The sequence below is a fragment of the Microbacterium sp. genome, assembly GCF_029263575.1.
In the GTDB taxonomy this organism is placed as follows: domain Bacteria; phylum Actinomycetota; class Actinomycetes; order Actinomycetales; family Microbacteriaceae; genus Microbacterium.
The window spans coordinates 1-15,952 of the sequence record NZ_JAJUFV010000003.1 but is presented as its reverse complement, the minus strand read 5'-3'; the positions used below and the strand labels follow the sequence as shown (position 1 = coordinate 15,952).

At 66.8% G+C, this 15,952-nt stretch carries 14 protein-coding genes; 11 read left to right on the top strand and 3 right to left on the bottom strand.

Annotation, left to right across the window (positions count from 1 at the left end; genetic code table 11):
• From Q1J95_RS00490 to Q1J95_RS00475, 4 genes are all read left to right on the top strand, one after another.
• Complete coding sequence (locus Q1J95_RS00490; protein ID WP_300264967.1) at positions 1 to 645, top strand: FMN-binding negative transcriptional regulator; 645 nt, start codon at positions 1 to 3, stop codon at positions 643 to 645.
• Complete coding sequence (locus tag Q1J95_RS00485; RefSeq protein ID WP_300264964.1) at positions 642 to 2,108, top strand: amidohydrolase family protein; 1,467 nt, start codon at positions 642 to 644, stop codon at positions 2,106 to 2,108. The genes Q1J95_RS00490 and Q1J95_RS00485 overlap by 4 nt, the downstream gene beginning before the upstream one ends.
• A complete protein-coding gene (locus Q1J95_RS00480; protein ID WP_300264961.1) occupies positions 2,108 to 3,694 on the top strand; it encodes an amidohydrolase family protein in 1,587 nt (528 codons plus the stop codon). Before Q1J95_RS00485 ends, Q1J95_RS00480 begins: the two co-directional genes overlap by 1 nt.
• Positions 3,695 to 3,783: 89 nt before the next feature.
• Positions 3,784 to 4,920, top strand: a complete 1,137-nt coding sequence (locus tag Q1J95_RS00475; protein WP_300264958.1) for a CoA transferase — start codon at positions 3,784 to 3,786, stop codon at positions 4,918 to 4,920.
• Between the two features lie 84 nt (positions 4,921 to 5,004).
• On the opposite strand, the gene Q1J95_RS00470 is transcribed toward Q1J95_RS00475, so the two are convergent.
• Entirely contained in the window at positions 5,005 to 5,496 is a 492-nt protein-coding gene (locus Q1J95_RS00470; protein ID WP_300264955.1) for a DUF664 domain-containing protein, read from the bottom strand.
• Positions 5,497 to 5,573: 77 nt separating this feature from the next.
• On the opposite strand from Q1J95_RS00470, the gene Q1J95_RS00465 reads away from it, so the two are divergent.
• Both Q1J95_RS00465 and Q1J95_RS00460 read left to right on the top strand, forming a co-directional pair.
• Positions 5,574 to 6,143 carry a helix-turn-helix transcriptional regulator gene (locus Q1J95_RS00465; RefSeq protein ID WP_300264952.1) on the top strand — a complete coding sequence of 190 codons (570 nt, stop codon included), beginning with the start codon at positions 5,574 to 5,576 and terminating at the stop codon, positions 6,141 to 6,143.
• Between the two features lie 84 nt (positions 6,144 to 6,227).
• Positions 6,228 to 7,190, top strand: coding sequence for an NAD(P)/FAD-dependent oxidoreductase (locus Q1J95_RS00460; RefSeq protein ID WP_300264949.1), 963 nt, complete (start codon positions 6,228 to 6,230; stop codon positions 7,188 to 7,190).
• A gap of 29 nt (positions 7,191 to 7,219) precedes the next feature.
• Here Q1J95_RS00460 and Q1J95_RS00455 read toward each other — a convergent pair whose 3' ends face one another.
• Together Q1J95_RS00455 and Q1J95_RS00450 are read right to left on the bottom strand one after the other, a co-directional pair.
• Positions 7,220 to 8,257, bottom strand: coding sequence for a zinc-dependent alcohol dehydrogenase family protein (locus Q1J95_RS00455; RefSeq protein WP_300264947.1), 1,038 nt, complete (start codon positions 8,255 to 8,257; stop codon positions 7,220 to 7,222).
• A gap of 2 nt (positions 8,258 to 8,259) precedes the next feature.
• Entirely contained in the window at positions 8,260 to 9,744 is a 1,485-nt protein-coding gene (locus Q1J95_RS00450) for a CdaR family transcriptional regulator (protein WP_300264944.1), read from the bottom strand.
• 73 nt (positions 9,745 to 9,817) lie between these two features.
• Here Q1J95_RS00450 and Q1J95_RS00445 point away from each other — a divergent pair, with 73 nt between their 5' ends.
• The 5 genes from Q1J95_RS00445 to Q1J95_RS00425 all read left to right on the top strand — a co-directional run.
• On the top strand, positions 9,818 to 10,933 hold the full coding sequence (locus Q1J95_RS00445) for a DUF917 domain-containing protein (RefSeq protein ID WP_300264941.1): 1,116 nt from the start codon (positions 9,818 to 9,820) through the stop codon (positions 10,931 to 10,933).
• Positions 10,930 to 12,513 (top strand): hydantoinase/oxoprolinase family protein, encoded by a 1,584-nt coding sequence (locus Q1J95_RS00440; protein WP_300264938.1) that lies wholly within the window; start codon positions 10,930 to 10,932, stop codon positions 12,511 to 12,513. The genes Q1J95_RS00445 and Q1J95_RS00440 overlap by 4 nt, the downstream gene beginning before the upstream one ends.
• 46 nt (positions 12,514 to 12,559) lie before the next feature.
• Positions 12,560 to 14,149 (top strand): ABC transporter substrate-binding protein, encoded by a 1,590-nt coding sequence (locus tag Q1J95_RS00435; RefSeq protein ID WP_300264935.1) that lies wholly within the window; start codon positions 12,560 to 12,562, stop codon positions 14,147 to 14,149.
• A 10-nt stretch (positions 14,150 to 14,159) separates the two neighbouring features.
• Positions 14,160 to 15,182 (top strand): ABC transporter permease, encoded by a 1,023-nt coding sequence (locus Q1J95_RS00430; RefSeq protein ID WP_300264932.1) that lies wholly within the window; start codon positions 14,160 to 14,162, stop codon positions 15,180 to 15,182.
• An 8-nt stretch (positions 15,183 to 15,190) separates the two neighbouring features.
• Positions 15,191 to 15,952, top strand: a 762-nt coding sequence (locus Q1J95_RS00425; protein WP_300264929.1) for an ABC transporter permease, incomplete at its 3' end; no start/stop codon positions are given.

The window sequence follows — 15,952 nt, the reverse complement described above, 5'->3', positions numbered from 1 at the left end:
ATGAGGCCCAACCCCGACTACGAGCTCGACGACGTCGAGACGATCCGCGAACTCATCGCTCAGAACCCGTGGGCGACCATCGTCGGATACGTACCGGGGAAGGGCCTCGTCGCCTCGCACTATCCGATCCTGCTCGACGAGACGAGCGACGACATCGTGCTGCTCAGCCACGTCGGCCGACCCGACGAGAAGCTGCACGAGCTCGGATCGCACGAGGCGATGGTCATCATCTACGGACCACAGGGCTACGTGTCACCGAGCTGGTACGAGACGTCGCCGGCGGTTCCCACCTGGAACTTCGCCGTCGCGCACCTGTACGGCACGCCGGAGATCCTCTCCGATGACGAGAACCTGCAGGTGCTCGAGCGGCTGGTCGAGCACTTCGAGAGCCCGTTGCCGGAGCCGTACCTGATGAACCGTACGCTCGAGAACGCCGAGTACGCGGCGCGCATCGTGCACGGCACGGTGGGCTTTCGGATGCGGGTCGAGCGGTTCGAGGCGAAAGAGAAGATGAGTCAGGACAAGCCCGCCGAGGTCATCGGTCGGGTCGTCGACGCGTTGGACGCGCCCGGGCCGTACCAGAATCCATCTCTGGCCGAGCGGATGCGCCAGGTCAACAGCGAATCGACGGGAGCACAGTCATGACCGAATCTCTCACCCTGCGTGGTGCACGACCGTACGGCCAGGAGCCCGTCGACATCGTCGTCCAGGACGGCCTGATCGCCGCGATCGGCCCGACCGGGTCGGTCGAGGCGCAGGGCGAGATCATTGACGTCTCGGGACGCTTCGTCGGCCCCGGCTTCTGGGACAACCACGTGCACATGACGCAGCATGCGATCCGGCGCAGCCGCATCGATCTGTCCGAGACGACCAGTGCCGCTGACACGCTTGAAGCCACGCGCCGTGCGATCGATGCGGGGCATCCGCCGATCCAGGGCATCTTCATGGGGTATGGCTTCCGAGATGCTCTGTGGGACGCGCCCGCCACGCTCGCGGAGATCGATGCGGCGATCCCCGATGTGCCCGTCATCCTCGTGAGCGGTGACCTGCACTGCGGGTGGCTCAACAGCGTCACAGCCGACAGGCTCGGCATCACACTGGATGAGACCGGGCTGCTGCGCGAGGAGGAGTTCCGCGATGTGCGGCAGGCGTTCGACGAGGCTGCTTCGTTGCCGAGCGATGCGTTCCGCGAAGCGGCCGATGCCGCTGCCGCCCGCGGCGTCGTCGGCGTGCTCGAGTTGGAGAACGCCGACAACGTCACCGAGTGGCGGGCGCGCACGGCCGACGGTGTGCGATCGCTGAAGGTCGAGGTCGCGGTGTGGCCGGACCTGCTCGAAGCCGCGATCGACGACGGCTGGCGAAGCGGCGCGTCCGTCGACGACACCGGGCTGGTCACATTCGGCCCGCTCAAGGTCGTCGTCGACGGCTCGCTCAACACGCGCACGGCCTGGTGCTGGGACCCGTACCCCGGGATGGATCCGTCTCACGAGCTTTCGTGCGGCATGGAGAGCGTGCCGATCCCCGAGCTGCGCCGCCTCCTCGTGCTGGCACGCGACGCCGGCATCGACGCGGCTGTGCACGCGATCGGCGACCGAGCCAACACCGAGGTGTTGGACATGTTCGCCGAGCTCGGCATGCACGGTGCGATCGAGCATGCGCAGCTCGTCCGTGAAGACGACTTCGCCCGGTTCGCCGAGCTCGGCCTGGTCGCCAGCGTTCAGCCCGAGCATGCGATGGACGACCGCGACATCGCCGATCGCCACTGGCCGGGTCGCACCGACCGTGCCTTCGCCTTCGGGTCGCTCCATCGGGCGGGCGCCACGCTCCGCCTCGGATCGGATGCGCCGGTCTCACCGCTCGACCCGTGGATCACGCTCGCGGCCGCCACGACGCGCAGCCGCGGCGATCGTGAGCCCTGGCATCCGGAGCAGGAGATTCCGCTCGATGTCGCGCTCGCGGCATCCGTTCGCAGCACGCTCGAGGTCGGCCAGCCCGCCGATCTCGTGATCGTCGACCGCGATCCGTACGCGTGCGATCGCGATGAGCTGCGCACGATGTCGGTTGCGGCGACCCTGCTGGGTGGGCGCTTCACCCACCGGGAGATCTGATGACGAACACGCAGCTTTTCACGAACGCCAAGGTGTTCACGGGCGCGTCCGAGTCGGCCTTCGCCTCAGCTTTCCGCGTCGCCGACGGTGTCGTCGACTGGGTGGGCGACGCCGCCGAGGTCGCGGACGAATCGTCGATCGACCTGGGCGGACGCACCGTGGTGCCCGGTCTGATCGACAGCCACACGCATCCGGCGCTCATGGCTGGCACCGCCGCGGCGGTGGAGTGCTTCCCACCCGCCGTGATGTCTGTCGATGACCTCGTCACCGTGCTGACGGGGCACGCTCCGCACGTCGTCGCACCGGATGCCTGGATTCTCGGGCGTGGCTTCGACGACACGAAGTTCCCCGATGGACGGATGCCGACGGCGAAAGACCTCGACCTCGTCTCGACCGAGCGACCGGTGCTGGTCTGGCGCTGCGATGCGCACTCGGCGGTCTGCAACTCGAAGGCGCTGGAGATCGCGGGCATCACCGCAGAGACCCCCGATCCCGAAGGCGCGCGCTTCGAACGAGACGAGAACGGGCAGCCCAACGGCGTGCTCACCGAGATCGCGGCCGTCGCCGCCGTGACGGCGTTCATTCCCGCGCCCACCCGCGACGAGCAGATCGACGCCGTCGTGGTGCTCGGCGAGGAGTTCGCCTCGCGCGGCATCGTCGCTGTCTGCGACCTGCTCTCGACGCGCCTCAGCGATCCGCTGGAAGTGTTCCGTGCGGCAGTCGAACGCGGCTTGCGCACCAGCGTGGCGCTGTACCCTGGCTGGAACCCGGCGCACCCGCTTGCCGAGCTCACTGATGGAGACAAGGCCGGTCAGGTGCGGATCGCCGGCGTCAAGGTCATCCTCGACGGCGCCTACTCGAATCGCACTGCCTGGGTGCACGAGCCCTACCCGCAATCCTGCGATCACGGTCTCCGGGTCGTCGAAGACGAGGACGCGCTGGCCGCGGGGGAGTGGGCGCGCCGCAACGGCGTGCAGCTCGCTGTGCACGCCATGGGAGACCGGGCGCTCGATCGTGTCGTCGATCTCTTCGGCGACATGCAGCCGTGGCTCGACGGCATCCCGTCGGTGCGCATCGAGCACGCCACGATCGTCACCGACGACTACGTGCATCGGTTGAACGAGGCGCGGATGCACTTCGGCATCGCCACGCACACGGTGTTCTTCTTCGCCGAGTACGACGGCTACGAGAAGGCGCTGCGCGCCGAGCAGGTGCCCGACGCGTACCCGATCGCCCGGCTGTATGACGGGGTCGAGGCGCTGTCGCTCTCATCCGACCGCCCGGCGACGGCGTGGAGCGGTGCCGACGACGTGATGCTCTCGATCGAGGCGGCGGTGCGCCGACGCACCTACAACGGCATCGACTTCGGCCCGGAGGCCGCGATCACCGTGGCGCAGGCCATGCTGCTGTACACCGCCAGAGCCCGGCTGGTCTCGCCGTTGGAGAACGTCGGGATGCTGCAGCCGGGCTTCGACGGAAGCTTCGCCGTGCTCGAGCGCGATGTGTTCACGGTTCCCACCGACGAGATCGCGAGCGTTCGGGTCGCCGAGACGTGGATTCGCGGGGAGCAGGCGTTCGTGCGCTGATCGGGTGGTCGTTCAAACCATTGATCGGCGCGGACGGTGTCGGTATCGACCATGTCTTCGCCTCTGGCGCGGCCGATAGTGTCAGGGCCATGTCTTACCGCCCCCTTGACGGCATCCGGGTCATCGACTTCACGCGACTGCTTGCCGGACCTTATGCGACGATGACTCTCGCCGAGCTGGGCGCCGATGTCATCAAAGTCGAGCAGCCCGAGATCGGTGACGAGACGCGGCATTGGGGACCGCCGTTCGTGCACGGCGCGAGTGCGTACTTCCACGCCATCAACCGTGGCAAGCGCAGCATCGCACTCGATCTGACCGACCCGGAAGACCGGGACACCGCCGATCGGCTGATCGGCACCGCTGATGTGCTGGTCGAGAGTTTCCGCCCCGGCGTCGCCGACCGTCTCGGCATCGGTGCCGACCGCATGCGCGAGCGCTACCCGAAGCTCGTCTACGCTTCGATCAGCGGCTTCTCGCAGAACGGTCCGCTGGCTGCTGAGCCCGGCACCGCGGTGACGGTCGAAGCCGAGTCGGGGCTCATGCATGTGACCGGTTACGAGGGTGGCGACCCGGTGCGTTCGGGTGTCGCCATGGTTGACATCGCCACCGGCATGTCGATGATCAACGGTGTGCTCGCGGCGCTCATCGAGCGCGGCAGGACCGGCCAGGGGCGGCGCCTGGAATTCTCGCTGTTCGCCACTGCCATCAGCTCCCTGGGCACGGTGATCGCAGCGACCTCGGCTGGTGGCCCTCCGTCGAAGCCTTGGGGCAGCTCGCACCCCTCGATCGTTCCGTACCGCTCGTTCCGAGCATCCGACGGTCATGCCGTGCTCGGCGCGACAAACGACGCGATGTTCGCGAGACTCGTCGCTGCCCTCGGGCTCGATGAGGCGCTCGGCGGCGAACGCTGGGCGCGCAACCAGCAGCGTGTGGCCGGGCGTGAGGCACTCGAAGACATCATGGCGGCGCGTGTGGCCGACTTCACGCTCGATGAGATCACCGAACTTCTGCGCGCCGCACGCGTCCTCGTGTCGCGCGTGCGCTCGCCGGAAGATGCCGCGCGCGGCCCGCAGGCCACCGCGCTCGGTCTCGTGTTCGACGACGACGGCGTGGCCGTCGCGCGGTCGGCACTCGGCACCAACGGGACCCCGCAGCTGGGACGTGCGCCCGCACTGGGGGAGCACGGAGCGCAGTTGCGGGCCGAATTGGGTGGTGGCGTGGGCTGAGGAGCCGGGCTGTCTGATCTGGAGAGTGGGCGCGTCTTCATGCGACGCTGTGGGGATGACCCAGACGATCCGCCGGCCCCGGCGCTAATCGGCGGAGCCTCGTGAGAGTGCGAGTGTTCGCAAGACATCGATCTGTCCGGTATTCCAAGCGATCTCGCTGAGTACGTGGGTGTACAGGCTCAGTATCGTACGCGCGCCGCGACCGTGCACGACGTCGGTGAGCGCCAATGGCGCGAGTGTCTGTCGGGATCGCTCATGAATATCCCGACAGTGCGCGGTGACGGATGCGATTGTGTCGGTCTTGCGGGTCTTCCAGGAGTTGGCGGTGGCAACGGGAAGGCCGAGTTCGCTGCGCGACCGGCCGGTGATGGCTTCGCCGAACCACACGCCTTCGACATACGCGGTATGGCGAACAACGCCGAGCAGCGAGGGCGTTGCCGGGGCGGACGTCGCGCGGGCCTGTGCCTCTGTGAGCCCGTCGAGGCTAGCCAGGATGAGTTCGCGATACTGCTCGATTCGTGCATCGAGATCCTCGCGCGTGCTGTAGCCGGAGTCAGTCGAAGTATGGCGGTGCATCAGCCCACCGTGACCCACCGGCATCCTATTCTGGAAGCTGTATCCCGAATCTGCAATGAGAATCGAAAGAGGCGGCCGTGTCGGAGGACGAAGTGCTCGACGCCGTCGGCGACCGACTGCGCGCGTTTCGAAAGTCGCTCGGCTACACGTTGGCGGAACTGTCGGATCGAACCGGCCTGACAGCGAGCACACTCTCGCGCTTGGAGACCTCGCAGGTGGCGCCCACGCTGCAACAGCTGCTGCCGCTGTCGCGCGTGTACGGCGTGCCGCTGGACGAACTCGTCGCCGCACCCGCGCACGGCGACCCGCGCGTGCACCTTCGACCGGTTCGGCGAGAGGGCTTGACCTTCGTGCCGCTGGGGATGGATCGGGGCGAGCTGCAGGCGTTCAAGGTGATCTATCCGCCGGTCTCAGCCCTGCCGCCGGCGCGGTTCCATTCGCATTCGGGCCGCGAGTGGTTCTACGTCCTCTCGGGGCAGGTGCGACTCGTTCTCGCTGACCAGGTCACCGATATGAAGGCGGGAGAGGCGGCGGAATTCGACACGAAGACCTCGCATTGGATCGGCAACGCCCGCGAAGACATTCCGGCGGAGATCATCGCCATCTACGGCAGGCACGGCGGACGCGTCCACCTCACTGATATCTGACGACGCCCCTGTCGCTGAGGATCAGAATTTGCAGATCTGCAACCTCGCTAGGTCCTCCGCAGGAGACCCGCAGACGATGGAGCGATGACAGCGAATGACCTCTACGACAGCACCATCATCGGTGGCGGCCCCGCCGGTCTCAGCGCGGCGATGATGCTCGGCCGTGCACGCCGCCGAATCCTGATCGTCGACGATGAGAGTCCCCGAAATCGGTTCACGCAGCACATGCACGCAGTGGTCGGCTTCGATGGGGCCGCACCCGACGAGCTCCGGCGGCGTGGACGGCTCGAGCTTGCCCAGTACGACGTCACGTTCGTCACGTCGTCGACGACACGCGTCGACGACGACGGTGACCGTCTGCGCGTCCAGACGGATGCGGGAAGCTACGCCACGCGCACGCTCATCAACGCCACCGGTGCGGTAGACGAGCTGGCTCCGATCGACGGGTTGGCCCAGCTGTGGGGCTCTCGAATCCTGCACTGCCCGTACTGCCACGGGTGGGAGGTGAGGGATAAGCGGATCGCGGTCATCGCCACGGCGCTGATGGGACTCTTCCAAGCGGAACTGCTGCGACAGTGGACATCGACCCTCACGGCATTCATCGCCGATGCCGGTGCCGTCGACGAGACCGCGATTGAGCGCATGAAGGCGCGCGGGACGCAGGTGAACGCCGAACCCGTCGAACGCATCTCCCGTCGAGCTGACGGAGCACTCGACATCGTGACGCGCGACGGTGTTGCAACGACGGTGGATGCCGTCTTCACCGGTTCGACTCTGATTCCTCGTGATCTCGGCCTTCCCGACGCGCTCGAGCGCACAAGTACGGGCTTTCTCGTTGTGGACGGCAACGGGCGAAGCAATCATCCCAGGATCTGGAGCGCGGGGAACGCAGCGAACCCGTACGCGAACGTCCCCATGAGCATGGGAAATGGATCGGCGGTCGGGGGCGCGGTCAACCTCGCTCTCGTCGAGGAAGACTCCGCCCTGGTATTGTCTGCGGCGGCGGAGGAGCTGCCGGCGATCGCCTGCAATTACGCAAGCGCCTGAGGGGCGCCCGCCGAATCGCCCCGCCCGACTTATCGGCGCGGATCGATCACGGTGATGCCCGCAGGCGACGCGCTGACGAGTTTCGGCAGCAGTTGGGCGGCTTCGTCGAGACTGACGGTGCGCTCGATCAGGGCTTGTGGCCGGAGGGCATCCGACGCGATCAGCTCGAGCATCGCCGGGTAGTCGCTCGCGGCCATGCCATGGCTTCCGAGCAGTGCGAGCTCCCACGCGATCGCGTGCGCCATCGGAACACCCGAGAGACCTGTCTCTGTGGGCAGCAGACCGATCTGCACGTGGCGGCCCAACCGGCGCAGGCTGTAGATCGCATCGGCGCAGGTCTGCTCGCTTCCGACCGCGTCGACGGACACATGCGCGCCTCCGCCGGTGAGCTGGTGAATCTGGTCGGCAATGCTGGACCCGTCAGCGACCACGACCTGATCGGCGCCGAGCTCGCGGGCGGCTTCGAGCGCTTCCGTGCTGCGATCGACGACGACGACCTGGGCGCCGAGGCTCTTCGCGATCATGACGGCGCTGAGCCCGACCCCGCCCGCGCCCACGATGACCACCCATTCATCGGCGACGACCCTGGCTCGCGCGGTAAGAGCTCGGAATGCGGTCGCGAACCGGCAGCCGAGGGCAGCGGCGGCTTCGAAGCTCACAGCATCCGGAATGGCGACGAGATTCGTGTCGGCGGCGTGCAGCGCGACCTGCTCGGCGAACGACCCCCAGTGCGTGAAACCGGGCTGCTGCTGATGGGGGCACACCTGCGCGTTGCCGCTTGCACACCACTCGCAGGCCCCGCATCCGCACACGAACGGCACCGTGACACGGTCGCCGACGGCCCACCTCGTGACCCCGGTGCCGACGGATGCGATGACCCCCGCAAGCTCATGCCCGGGCACATGCGGTAGTGCGATGTCATCGTGCCCCGCCCACGCATGCCAGTCGCTGCGACAGATGCCGGTGGCGCGCACATCCACCACGACGCCGCCCGCAGGCGGTTGGAGCCGCGGGGTCTCTGTGATCTCAAGGGGGCCAGCGATCTCGTTCATGATCATGGCGCGCATGGTCAGGCTCCTGTCTCGCCGAGGAGGCGCACTCGACATGCCAGCTCGACGGCGAAGCGGATGTCGGGGTCGTCGAGGTCGAGTTCGAGTGCTTCGCGAATCCAGCGTAGACGGTAGCCGACGGCGTTCGGATGCAGATTCAGCTGCCGACCCGCGTGCACGAGGGAGTTGCGATTGCCGAGATAGGCGATCAGGGTCCGGGCAGCCGTGAGCGAACGCTCGGGGCCGAGTTCGTCGAGCGGATGCAGGACGTCGTTCAGCAGTCCGCGGCTTGTCGGTGAGGCATAGAAATCCAACAGCACGCGGCGCAGACCCGTGACGTCTGTCGTCTCGATGCCGCCGAGTCGTCCGGCGGCGATCGCCGAGTCAGCGGCGACCCGCGCCTCAGCAGCCGACTGTCGTAGCCCGGCGGCACCGGTCTGCGGCGTGCCGAGCCCGAGCGTGTACGTCCACTCTTCTCCAGCGAGCGACTGCGCATAGCGCTGGATGTCGATAGCGACCTCGCGCAGCCGTCGCTGATGGTCGCCGGCCCCCTGCTCTTCCGTGCTCACGATGAGCGTGTCGTCCTGAATGTGAGCGACATGCCACAGCTCCGGATGCTCTTCCACGAGCTGGAGCGCATACAGATCGACCGCCGGTGCGAGAGCATGCGGCACGGGAAGATCGGGGTCGCTGCGGTGCCGCGGGCGAAGCAGCGCCGCGGAATGCGAGAGCTGCAGCGGCAGACCGAGTCGCGCCGCCGGGGCGACGAACGCATCGACTCTGGCGGCCTCCGCAAGCACGAGCTCGACGATCAGGTCAGCACGCGACTGGGTCGGCGCGAAGCGCTCGCGCATCTGCCGTTGCAACGCCCGGGAGACGTAGGAGGCGATGACGGGGACAGCGACGGATGCCGCCGGGTCAGGCGCATCCGCGTGCACACGTCCGATCGGCACTTCGCCGATGAACACGGCGTTGCTGTCGCTCCAGTCCGCGCTCGGATCATCGCGCATGCGCAATGGCACACCCAGCGCTTCGCTCGCGGCATCAAGGATATCGTCGACGGAACATACTGGATCGGCGGCGATCTCCCCGGCTCGCTCGATGGCGAACGACGCCCGCGTCATGCTCTCGGCCGCCCCGCCGCTGAGGACGCGATCGATGGCGACAGCGAGATCGGTGCCGCGCAGGGCCGACGAGACGAGCAACGGCATCTCGCCGCGCATCGCCAGAACTCCGGCCGTCTCGGTGAGGATGAACTCGGGCGAGAACACAATGCCTGATAGCTTCAGCGCGCTGGCTCGCCGGATGGCGACGTCGATGAGATAGGGCGCGGGCGAGGTGTCTCCGGAGATGATGCCGAGCGTTCCCGGAGCCAGCCGTGCGAGCGTCTCCAGCTCGACGACCTCTACCCGTTCGATTGGTTTGCCGGTCGCGGGGCCGCCGATCAGCCGCACGCCCAAGCGGTCGCCTTGTTCCAGGAGATCAGTGATGGTCAGCTGTGCCATAAACACAATATAGAAGAATTCTCTAAGTCCTCAGCACATTGTGCCCGCGAAAACGGCTTCCTAGAGTCGAGGCATGGTCACCCTTTCGTCAGCGCAATCGGCGCCCGTCACCCGCGAGCTCACACACGTCACGGCCGAGGATGTGCCTGCGCTTGCCGTGGGCGCCGCGATCTTCGGAACCGGTGGCGGTGGCGCGGTGTACGCCGCGGAGCGAATCGTCGAGCGTAGCCTCATCGAGCACGGACCGGTAGAACTCGTTCGTGCCGACGAACTCACCGAAGATGACGCGGTGATCATGATGTCGGGCATCGGCGCGCCCACCGTCGGCATCGAGATGCTGTCGTCGTCTGCTCAGGCTGAGACCCTGCTGCGCGAGGCCGAGATCGCGGCAGGGCGCAAGATCACCGCCCTTATGCCTGCCGAGATCGGCGGCAGCAACGGTGTCTCGCCGATCGGCTGGGCGGCACGCCTGGGGTTGAAGATCCTTAACGCCGACGGTATGGGGCGGGCGTTTCCCGAGGCGACCATGATCTCCCCGAACGTCGCAGGAATCCCATGCGACTTCGCGGTGCAGTGCGACGTGGTCGGCAACGTCACCGTGAAGAAGACCATCGATCTGAAATGGCTGGAACGTCACGCGAGGGCCGCCACTGTTGCATCCGGCGGCATCGCCCTGGGAGCGCACTACCTTCTGACCTCCGAGACGGCTCCCGGAGCGGTCATCGAAGGCACCGTCAGCCAGGCGATTCGTGTCGGGCACGCCCTGCTGTCGTCGACTGAGCCCGTCAGTGCGATCGCAGCAGAACTCGAAGCATCCGTTCTCATCACCGGGAAGATCTCGGACGTCGCTCGCCGCACCGAAGGCGGATTCGTGCGTGGGTCTGTGACGGTCACGGGAACGGGTTCTGATCGCGGCCGTCTGCAACGTATCGAGCTGCAGAACGAGAACCTCGTCGTCTTGGAGGACGGAGAGGTGCTCGCCAGCGTGCCCGATCTCATCACCATTGTCGACGCCGAGACCGGACACGCCATCTCGACCGAGATGCTGCGCTTTGGGCAGCGAGTGAGCGTCCTTGCCTGGGCATGCGATCCGCTGTGGCGTACGGAGCGCGGTCTGGAACTGGCCGGCCCCGTCGCCTTCGGTTACGACCTTCCCTACGTCCCCTTCGAGCGAAAGAGCGCACGATGATCCGCGAACGAGACATGTCGATTGGCGTCGACGTCGGAGGCACGAACACCGATACTGTCGTGCTCGACCGCTCTGGCGCTGTCGTGGCAAGCACCAAGCAGCCCACCACCGAAGATGTCATCGGCGGCATCCGCAGCGGGATCGCCGACGTGCTCCGACGGATCGGCGTGCGCCGCGACCAGATCTCGCGCGTGATGCTCGGAACAACCCACGCCACGAACGCGATCGTCGCTCGCCGCGGGCTCGCCAAGGTGGCGATGATTCGTCTGGGGGCGCCGGCAGCAACCGAGTGGCCGCCGCTGACCGCATGGCCGGAAGATCTCGCCGACAGCGTTCTCGCGGGATCGGCCATGCTCGGCGGCGGCCACATGGTCGACGGCACGCCGATCTCATCGCTCGACCGTGACGGCGTGCGGCGGTTCCTCGACTCGCTCGAGGGGCGATTCGACGCCATCGCCGTATGCGGCATCTTCAGCCCGTCGTTCCCCGAGCAGGAGCTCGAGGTCGACGCGCTCATCCGGTCGCACGTCGGTCAGGATGCTCGTGTCTTTCTCAGTCAGGACATCGGACCCACCGGGCTCATCGAGCGCGAGAACGCCACGATCCTCAACGCGGCACTGTACCGCGTCGCCCACGACGTCACCCACGCGCTGCTGGACGTCGTGCGTGAGGAGGGCCTCGACGCGGCAACGTACTTCGCGCAGAATGACGGCACGCTCATGTCGCTCGATTACGCCGAGCAGTTCCCGGTGCTCACGATCGGATCAGGGCCGGCGAACTCGATCCGCGGCGCGGCATATCTCTCCGGCGTCGAGGATGCGATCGTCGTCGACGTGGGCGGAACCACGAGCGACCTCGGCGTGCTGGTGAACGGCTTCCCACGCGAGTCGACACTTCCGCGTGAGATCGGCGGCGTGCAGACGAACTTCCGGATGCCCGACATCCTGTCCGTCGGCATCGGCGGTGGCACGGTCGTCGACGTCGCCTCCGGTCGCGTCGGCCCCCAGTCCGTCGGGTACCGCATCGATCGTGAATCGCTGCTGTTCGGTGGATCGACGCCCACGCTGACGGATGCCGCGGCCCTGGCCGGTTCGACCATTACCGGCCGCACACTGCCGGAGATCTCGCGGGCAACGAAGGCTGCACTCGGCGGTGCGCTGGAGGTCACCGCAGCCAAACTCGAGGAGGCCGTCGAACGGCTCTCGCTGGGACGCATGGACCTGCCACTGGTCGTCGTCGGCGGCGGTGGTTTCCTCGTGCCCGATCGTGTCGCCGGCATCGGTCAGGTGATCCGGCCCGACTTCGGCGGCGTCGCCAACGCCGTGGGCGCGGCGATCTCGCTCGCCGGCGGACGAGCCGATCAGATCGCCGAGCTCGATGACCGCGAGGCCGCTATCGAATCGGCATCCCAAGCGGCCATCGCCAAGGCCATCCAAGCCGGAGCAGACCCGCTCCAGGTCTCTGTCGTCGACGTCTTGGAAACCTCCATCTCATACTCGGCGCGCCCGACCGTGAACATCTCGGTCAAGGCCGCCGGCCCGCTTTCACGTCTCGGTGCCGCAACCCCGACACCAGCGTAGAAAGCATGATCTGCACCACAATCACCACCCGAAAGAGGAGAATGCAATGAAGCACAGCACTGCGATACCGGCCGCCGCCGGCGCCGTCGTCCTCGCGATGACTCTCACCGCCTGCGGCGGCGCGTCGCCCGAGGGCGAAGATACGGGCGAATACGTCTCGGGCGGCACGTTCCGTCACGCCGTTTTCCCCGAGGTCGGCAGCATCATCCCGATGAGCGCGACACAGCCGCAGGAGATCCAGGTCATCACCTACTCCTACGAGTCGCTCATCTATACAGACTCGGAGGGCGAGGAGTATCCCTGGCTCGCCGAATCCTGGGAACTGGGCGATGACGGAAAGTCCGTCACCTTCGAACTCAAAGACGGCGTGACCTTCCACGACGGCTCAGAGCTCACCGCCGAGGTCGCCGCCGACAACATCAACTATCACGCCGACCCGGCCAACACCACGGTTCTCGCCGATGTCCTGCCGGCGGGGCTGCAGGCGACCGGCAGCGGCTCGACCCTCGAGGTCACGGCCGAAGCATCCGACCCGTTCCTCGCGAACATCATCGGCAACATCGTGATGGTCGGTGAATCAGGACTCGAGGAACCCGCGAGCCTGGAAGAGGGCTCAAACGGCACCGGACTCTATGAGTTGACCGATGTGAAGGCTGACCTCTACGTGTTCAACGCCCGTGACGACTACACGTGGGGCCCGAACGACATCACCCGCGATACGGTCGGGCTCCCCGACACGATCGAGGTCAGCGTCGTCACCGATACGTCGACCCGCGCGAACCTGCTGCTGTCGGGCGAGCTCAACGCGGCCGCCGTCGAAGGGCCGGACCAGGACCGCATCGAAGCGGCGGGCCACGACTACGCCGGCATCATCAACCCCATCGGGCAGATGCTGTTCAACGAGCGTCCCGACCGTCCGACCAGCGACCCGCTGGTCCGCGAGGCGCTCATTCTGGGATTCAACCACGAGGACACCTCCGAGGTCGTCTCGGGCGGACGCCCAGAAGAGCTGACGTCGTGGATCACGGATGCCCCGTTCACCTGCTTCCGCGAGGAGCCGATCTGGGAGCGCCCTGGCACCGACCAGGAGCGCGCCGCTGAATTGCTCGACGAGGCGGGGTGGACCGAAGGATCTGACGGCATGCGCAGCAAGGACGGCGAGCCGCTCAGCATCAACTTCATCTACGACGCCACCTCGACCGCTCACGCCTCGGCAGCCGAACTGGTCGCCGAGGACTGGGCAGAGCTCGGCATCGACACCGAGCTGATCGCGATGGACGGCGCCGGATGGTCGGAGTACCTGTACGAGACCTTCGACTATGACACCGGCTGGATCCAGATCGGCGTCGGAAGCCCGGTGACGCAGGATCTGTTCTACGGTGGTGCTTTCCCCGAGGACGGCGGCTTGAACTTCATGGGTGTCGACGACGAAGAGTACAACGCCCTCGCCGATCAGGCACGTGCTGCGGCTGACGCCGAGGAGGCATGTGGATACTGGGAGCAGGCGGAGAAGACTGTGGTCGAGAACTTCCACACGTTGCTGCTGACCGGAACGATCCGTCCGACGTACATGTCCGGCGCGACCTTCGAGATCACCGACTACCTGCAGCCGGTCTCGATCCGTATGACCGAGTGAGCCGCGAGCGATGACCACGACCGAATCACGTCAGAGCCCACCCCCGACCGGGCTGCTGCTGCAGTTGCGCGAGCAGCAGCTGCGGCGTTCGCCGCGCACCGACTTCGCCATCCGGCGATTCGGGCGGCTGATCGTCAGTCTGCTGGTCGTGGTCCTCGCCGCGTTCTTCCTCATCCACTTCGTCCCGGGAGACCCGGTACGGGCGGCTCTCGGCCCTACTGCTCCGGCAGGACTGGTCGAGAGCACCCGTGCCGACCTGGGACTCGACAAGTCGCTGCCGGAACAGCTCTTCACCTATCTGGCAGGCCTCGTGCGGGGCGACCTGGGCACTTCGATTCAAACGGGTCTCTCGGTCAGCGGCACGATCGTGTCGCGCTTTCCCACGACGCTGGCCCTCGCGGCCCTGGGGTTCGTCGTCGCCATGCTTGCGGCGCTGCCCATCGGCATGGGCGCTGCGCTGCTGGCCCGCAGAGGGCGCGGCCGGGCACTCAACAGCGGTGTATCCGGACTGCTCGGCGTGCTTATCGCCGTGCCGGACTTCCTGCTCTCGGTCGGGCTGATCGCCCTGTTCAGCATGTGGCTCGGCTTCTTCCCCCCGGCTGGCTGGGGCGACGCATCGAACGCGGTGCTGCCCGTGCTCGGCCTCGCGCTCGGCCCCATGGCGTATCTCGCGCGCATCGTGCAGGTCGAGATGATCAAGGTGCTCGATTCGACCTACATCGCAACGGCGCGGGCAAAACGACTGCCCCAGCGACTGATTCTGCTGCGGCACGCGCTGCCGAACATCATCACGGCGACGCTGACGGTCGGTGGCCTGTTGCTTTCGGGCCTTGTCGCCGGCACCGTCATCATCGAGACGGTGTTCGCGATCCCTGGTACCGGGAGCACCCTCGTCTCGGCCGTGGGCACCAAGGACTATCCGATGGTGCAGGGCATGGTTCTCATCTACGCCGCACTGGTTCTTGCTGTGAACCTCGTCGTCGATCTGATTCTCATCACGATCGATCCGCGCACCACGATTGCAGAAGGGTGAGTGCCGAGATGACGACGATCGTTCCCCGAAACTCGGATGCTTCCACCTCACGCTCGGCCCCATCGAAGAGGCGCCGTCGCTCGCGTTGGCTCAGCGTGTCCGGCGTCGCGGCCCTGGTCGGCATCGCTGTGCTGTTGGTGATCGCGGTCATCGGTCCCGATGTCTGGACGAGTGCGGCCACCGAACGCAACATCGCCGAGCGCTGGTCGGGAGCGAGTGCCCAGCATCCGTTCGGCACCGATGACATCGGACGCGACATCTTCGCGAGAGTCATGGTCTCGGCACGGTTGTCGTTGCTGCTCACCCTGGGCGCCACGGCCATGCTGATCGTGGGTGGCCTCGTCATCGGCCTGACCGCTGTCATTCTTCCCAAGCGCGCGCGCCGCGCGCTCGTGTGGGTGATGGATATGCTCCTCGCTTTTCCCTGGCTGCTGCTCGTGCTCTTCTTCACGGTCATCTGGGATGCTTCTGCGACCGGGGCGATGCTCGCCATCGGCTTCGCCGGCATCCCCAGCATCACGCGCCTCGTCTACAACATGGCGTCGTCGGTCGCCGACCAGGACTATGTGCGTGCGGCGCGCGTCGTCGGCGTGGGGCCCGTGGGGATTCTCACCAAGCACGTGTTGCCGAACATCGCCAATCCGCTGCTCGTGCAGGCCGCGGCATCCGCCAGCGTCACGCTGCTCGCCTTCGCCGGGCTGTCATTCCTCGGACTCGGCGTGCAAGCACCCGAGTACGACTGGGGACGTCTGCTCAACGAGGGCCTGGGG

Bases quoted from the DNA above. Each gene is read 5' to 3' on its own strand.
- Q1J95_RS00490 (WP_300264967.1), top strand. From the start codon at position 1: ATGAGGCCCAACCCCGACTACGAGCTCGACGACGTCGAGACGATCCGC.
- Q1J95_RS00485 (WP_300264964.1), top strand. From the start codon at position 642: ATGACCGAATCTCTCACCCTGCGTGGTGCACGACCGTACGGCCAGGAG.
- Q1J95_RS00480 (WP_300264961.1), top strand. From the start codon at position 2,108: ATGACGAACACGCAGCTTTTCACGAACGCCAAGGTGTTCACGGGCGCG.
- Q1J95_RS00475 (WP_300264958.1), top strand. From the start codon at position 3,784: ATGTCTTACCGCCCCCTTGACGGCATCCGGGTCATCGACTTCACGCGA.
- Q1J95_RS00470 (WP_300264955.1), bottom strand. From the start codon at position 5,496: ATGCACCGCCATACTTCGACTGACTCCGGCTACAGCACGCGCGAGGAT.
- Q1J95_RS00460 (WP_300264949.1), top strand. From the start codon at position 6,228: ATGACAGCGAATGACCTCTACGACAGCACCATCATCGGTGGCGGCCCC.
- Q1J95_RS00455 (WP_300264947.1), bottom strand. From the start codon at position 8,257: ATGCGCGCCATGATCATGAACGAGATCGCTGGCCCCCTTGAGATCACA.
- Q1J95_RS00450 (WP_300264944.1), bottom strand. From the start codon at position 9,744: ATGGCACAGCTGACCATCACTGATCTCCTGGAACAAGGCGACCGCTTG.
- Q1J95_RS00445 (WP_300264941.1), top strand. From the start codon at position 9,818: ATGGTCACCCTTTCGTCAGCGCAATCGGCGCCCGTCACCCGCGAGCTC.
- Q1J95_RS00440 (WP_300264938.1), top strand. From the start codon at position 10,930: ATGATCCGCGAACGAGACATGTCGATTGGCGTCGACGTCGGAGGCACG.
- Q1J95_RS00435 (WP_300264935.1), top strand. From the start codon at position 12,560: ATGAAGCACAGCACTGCGATACCGGCCGCCGCCGGCGCCGTCGTCCTC.
- Q1J95_RS00430 (WP_300264932.1), top strand. From the start codon at position 14,160: ATGACCACGACCGAATCACGTCAGAGCCCACCCCCGACCGGGCTGCTG.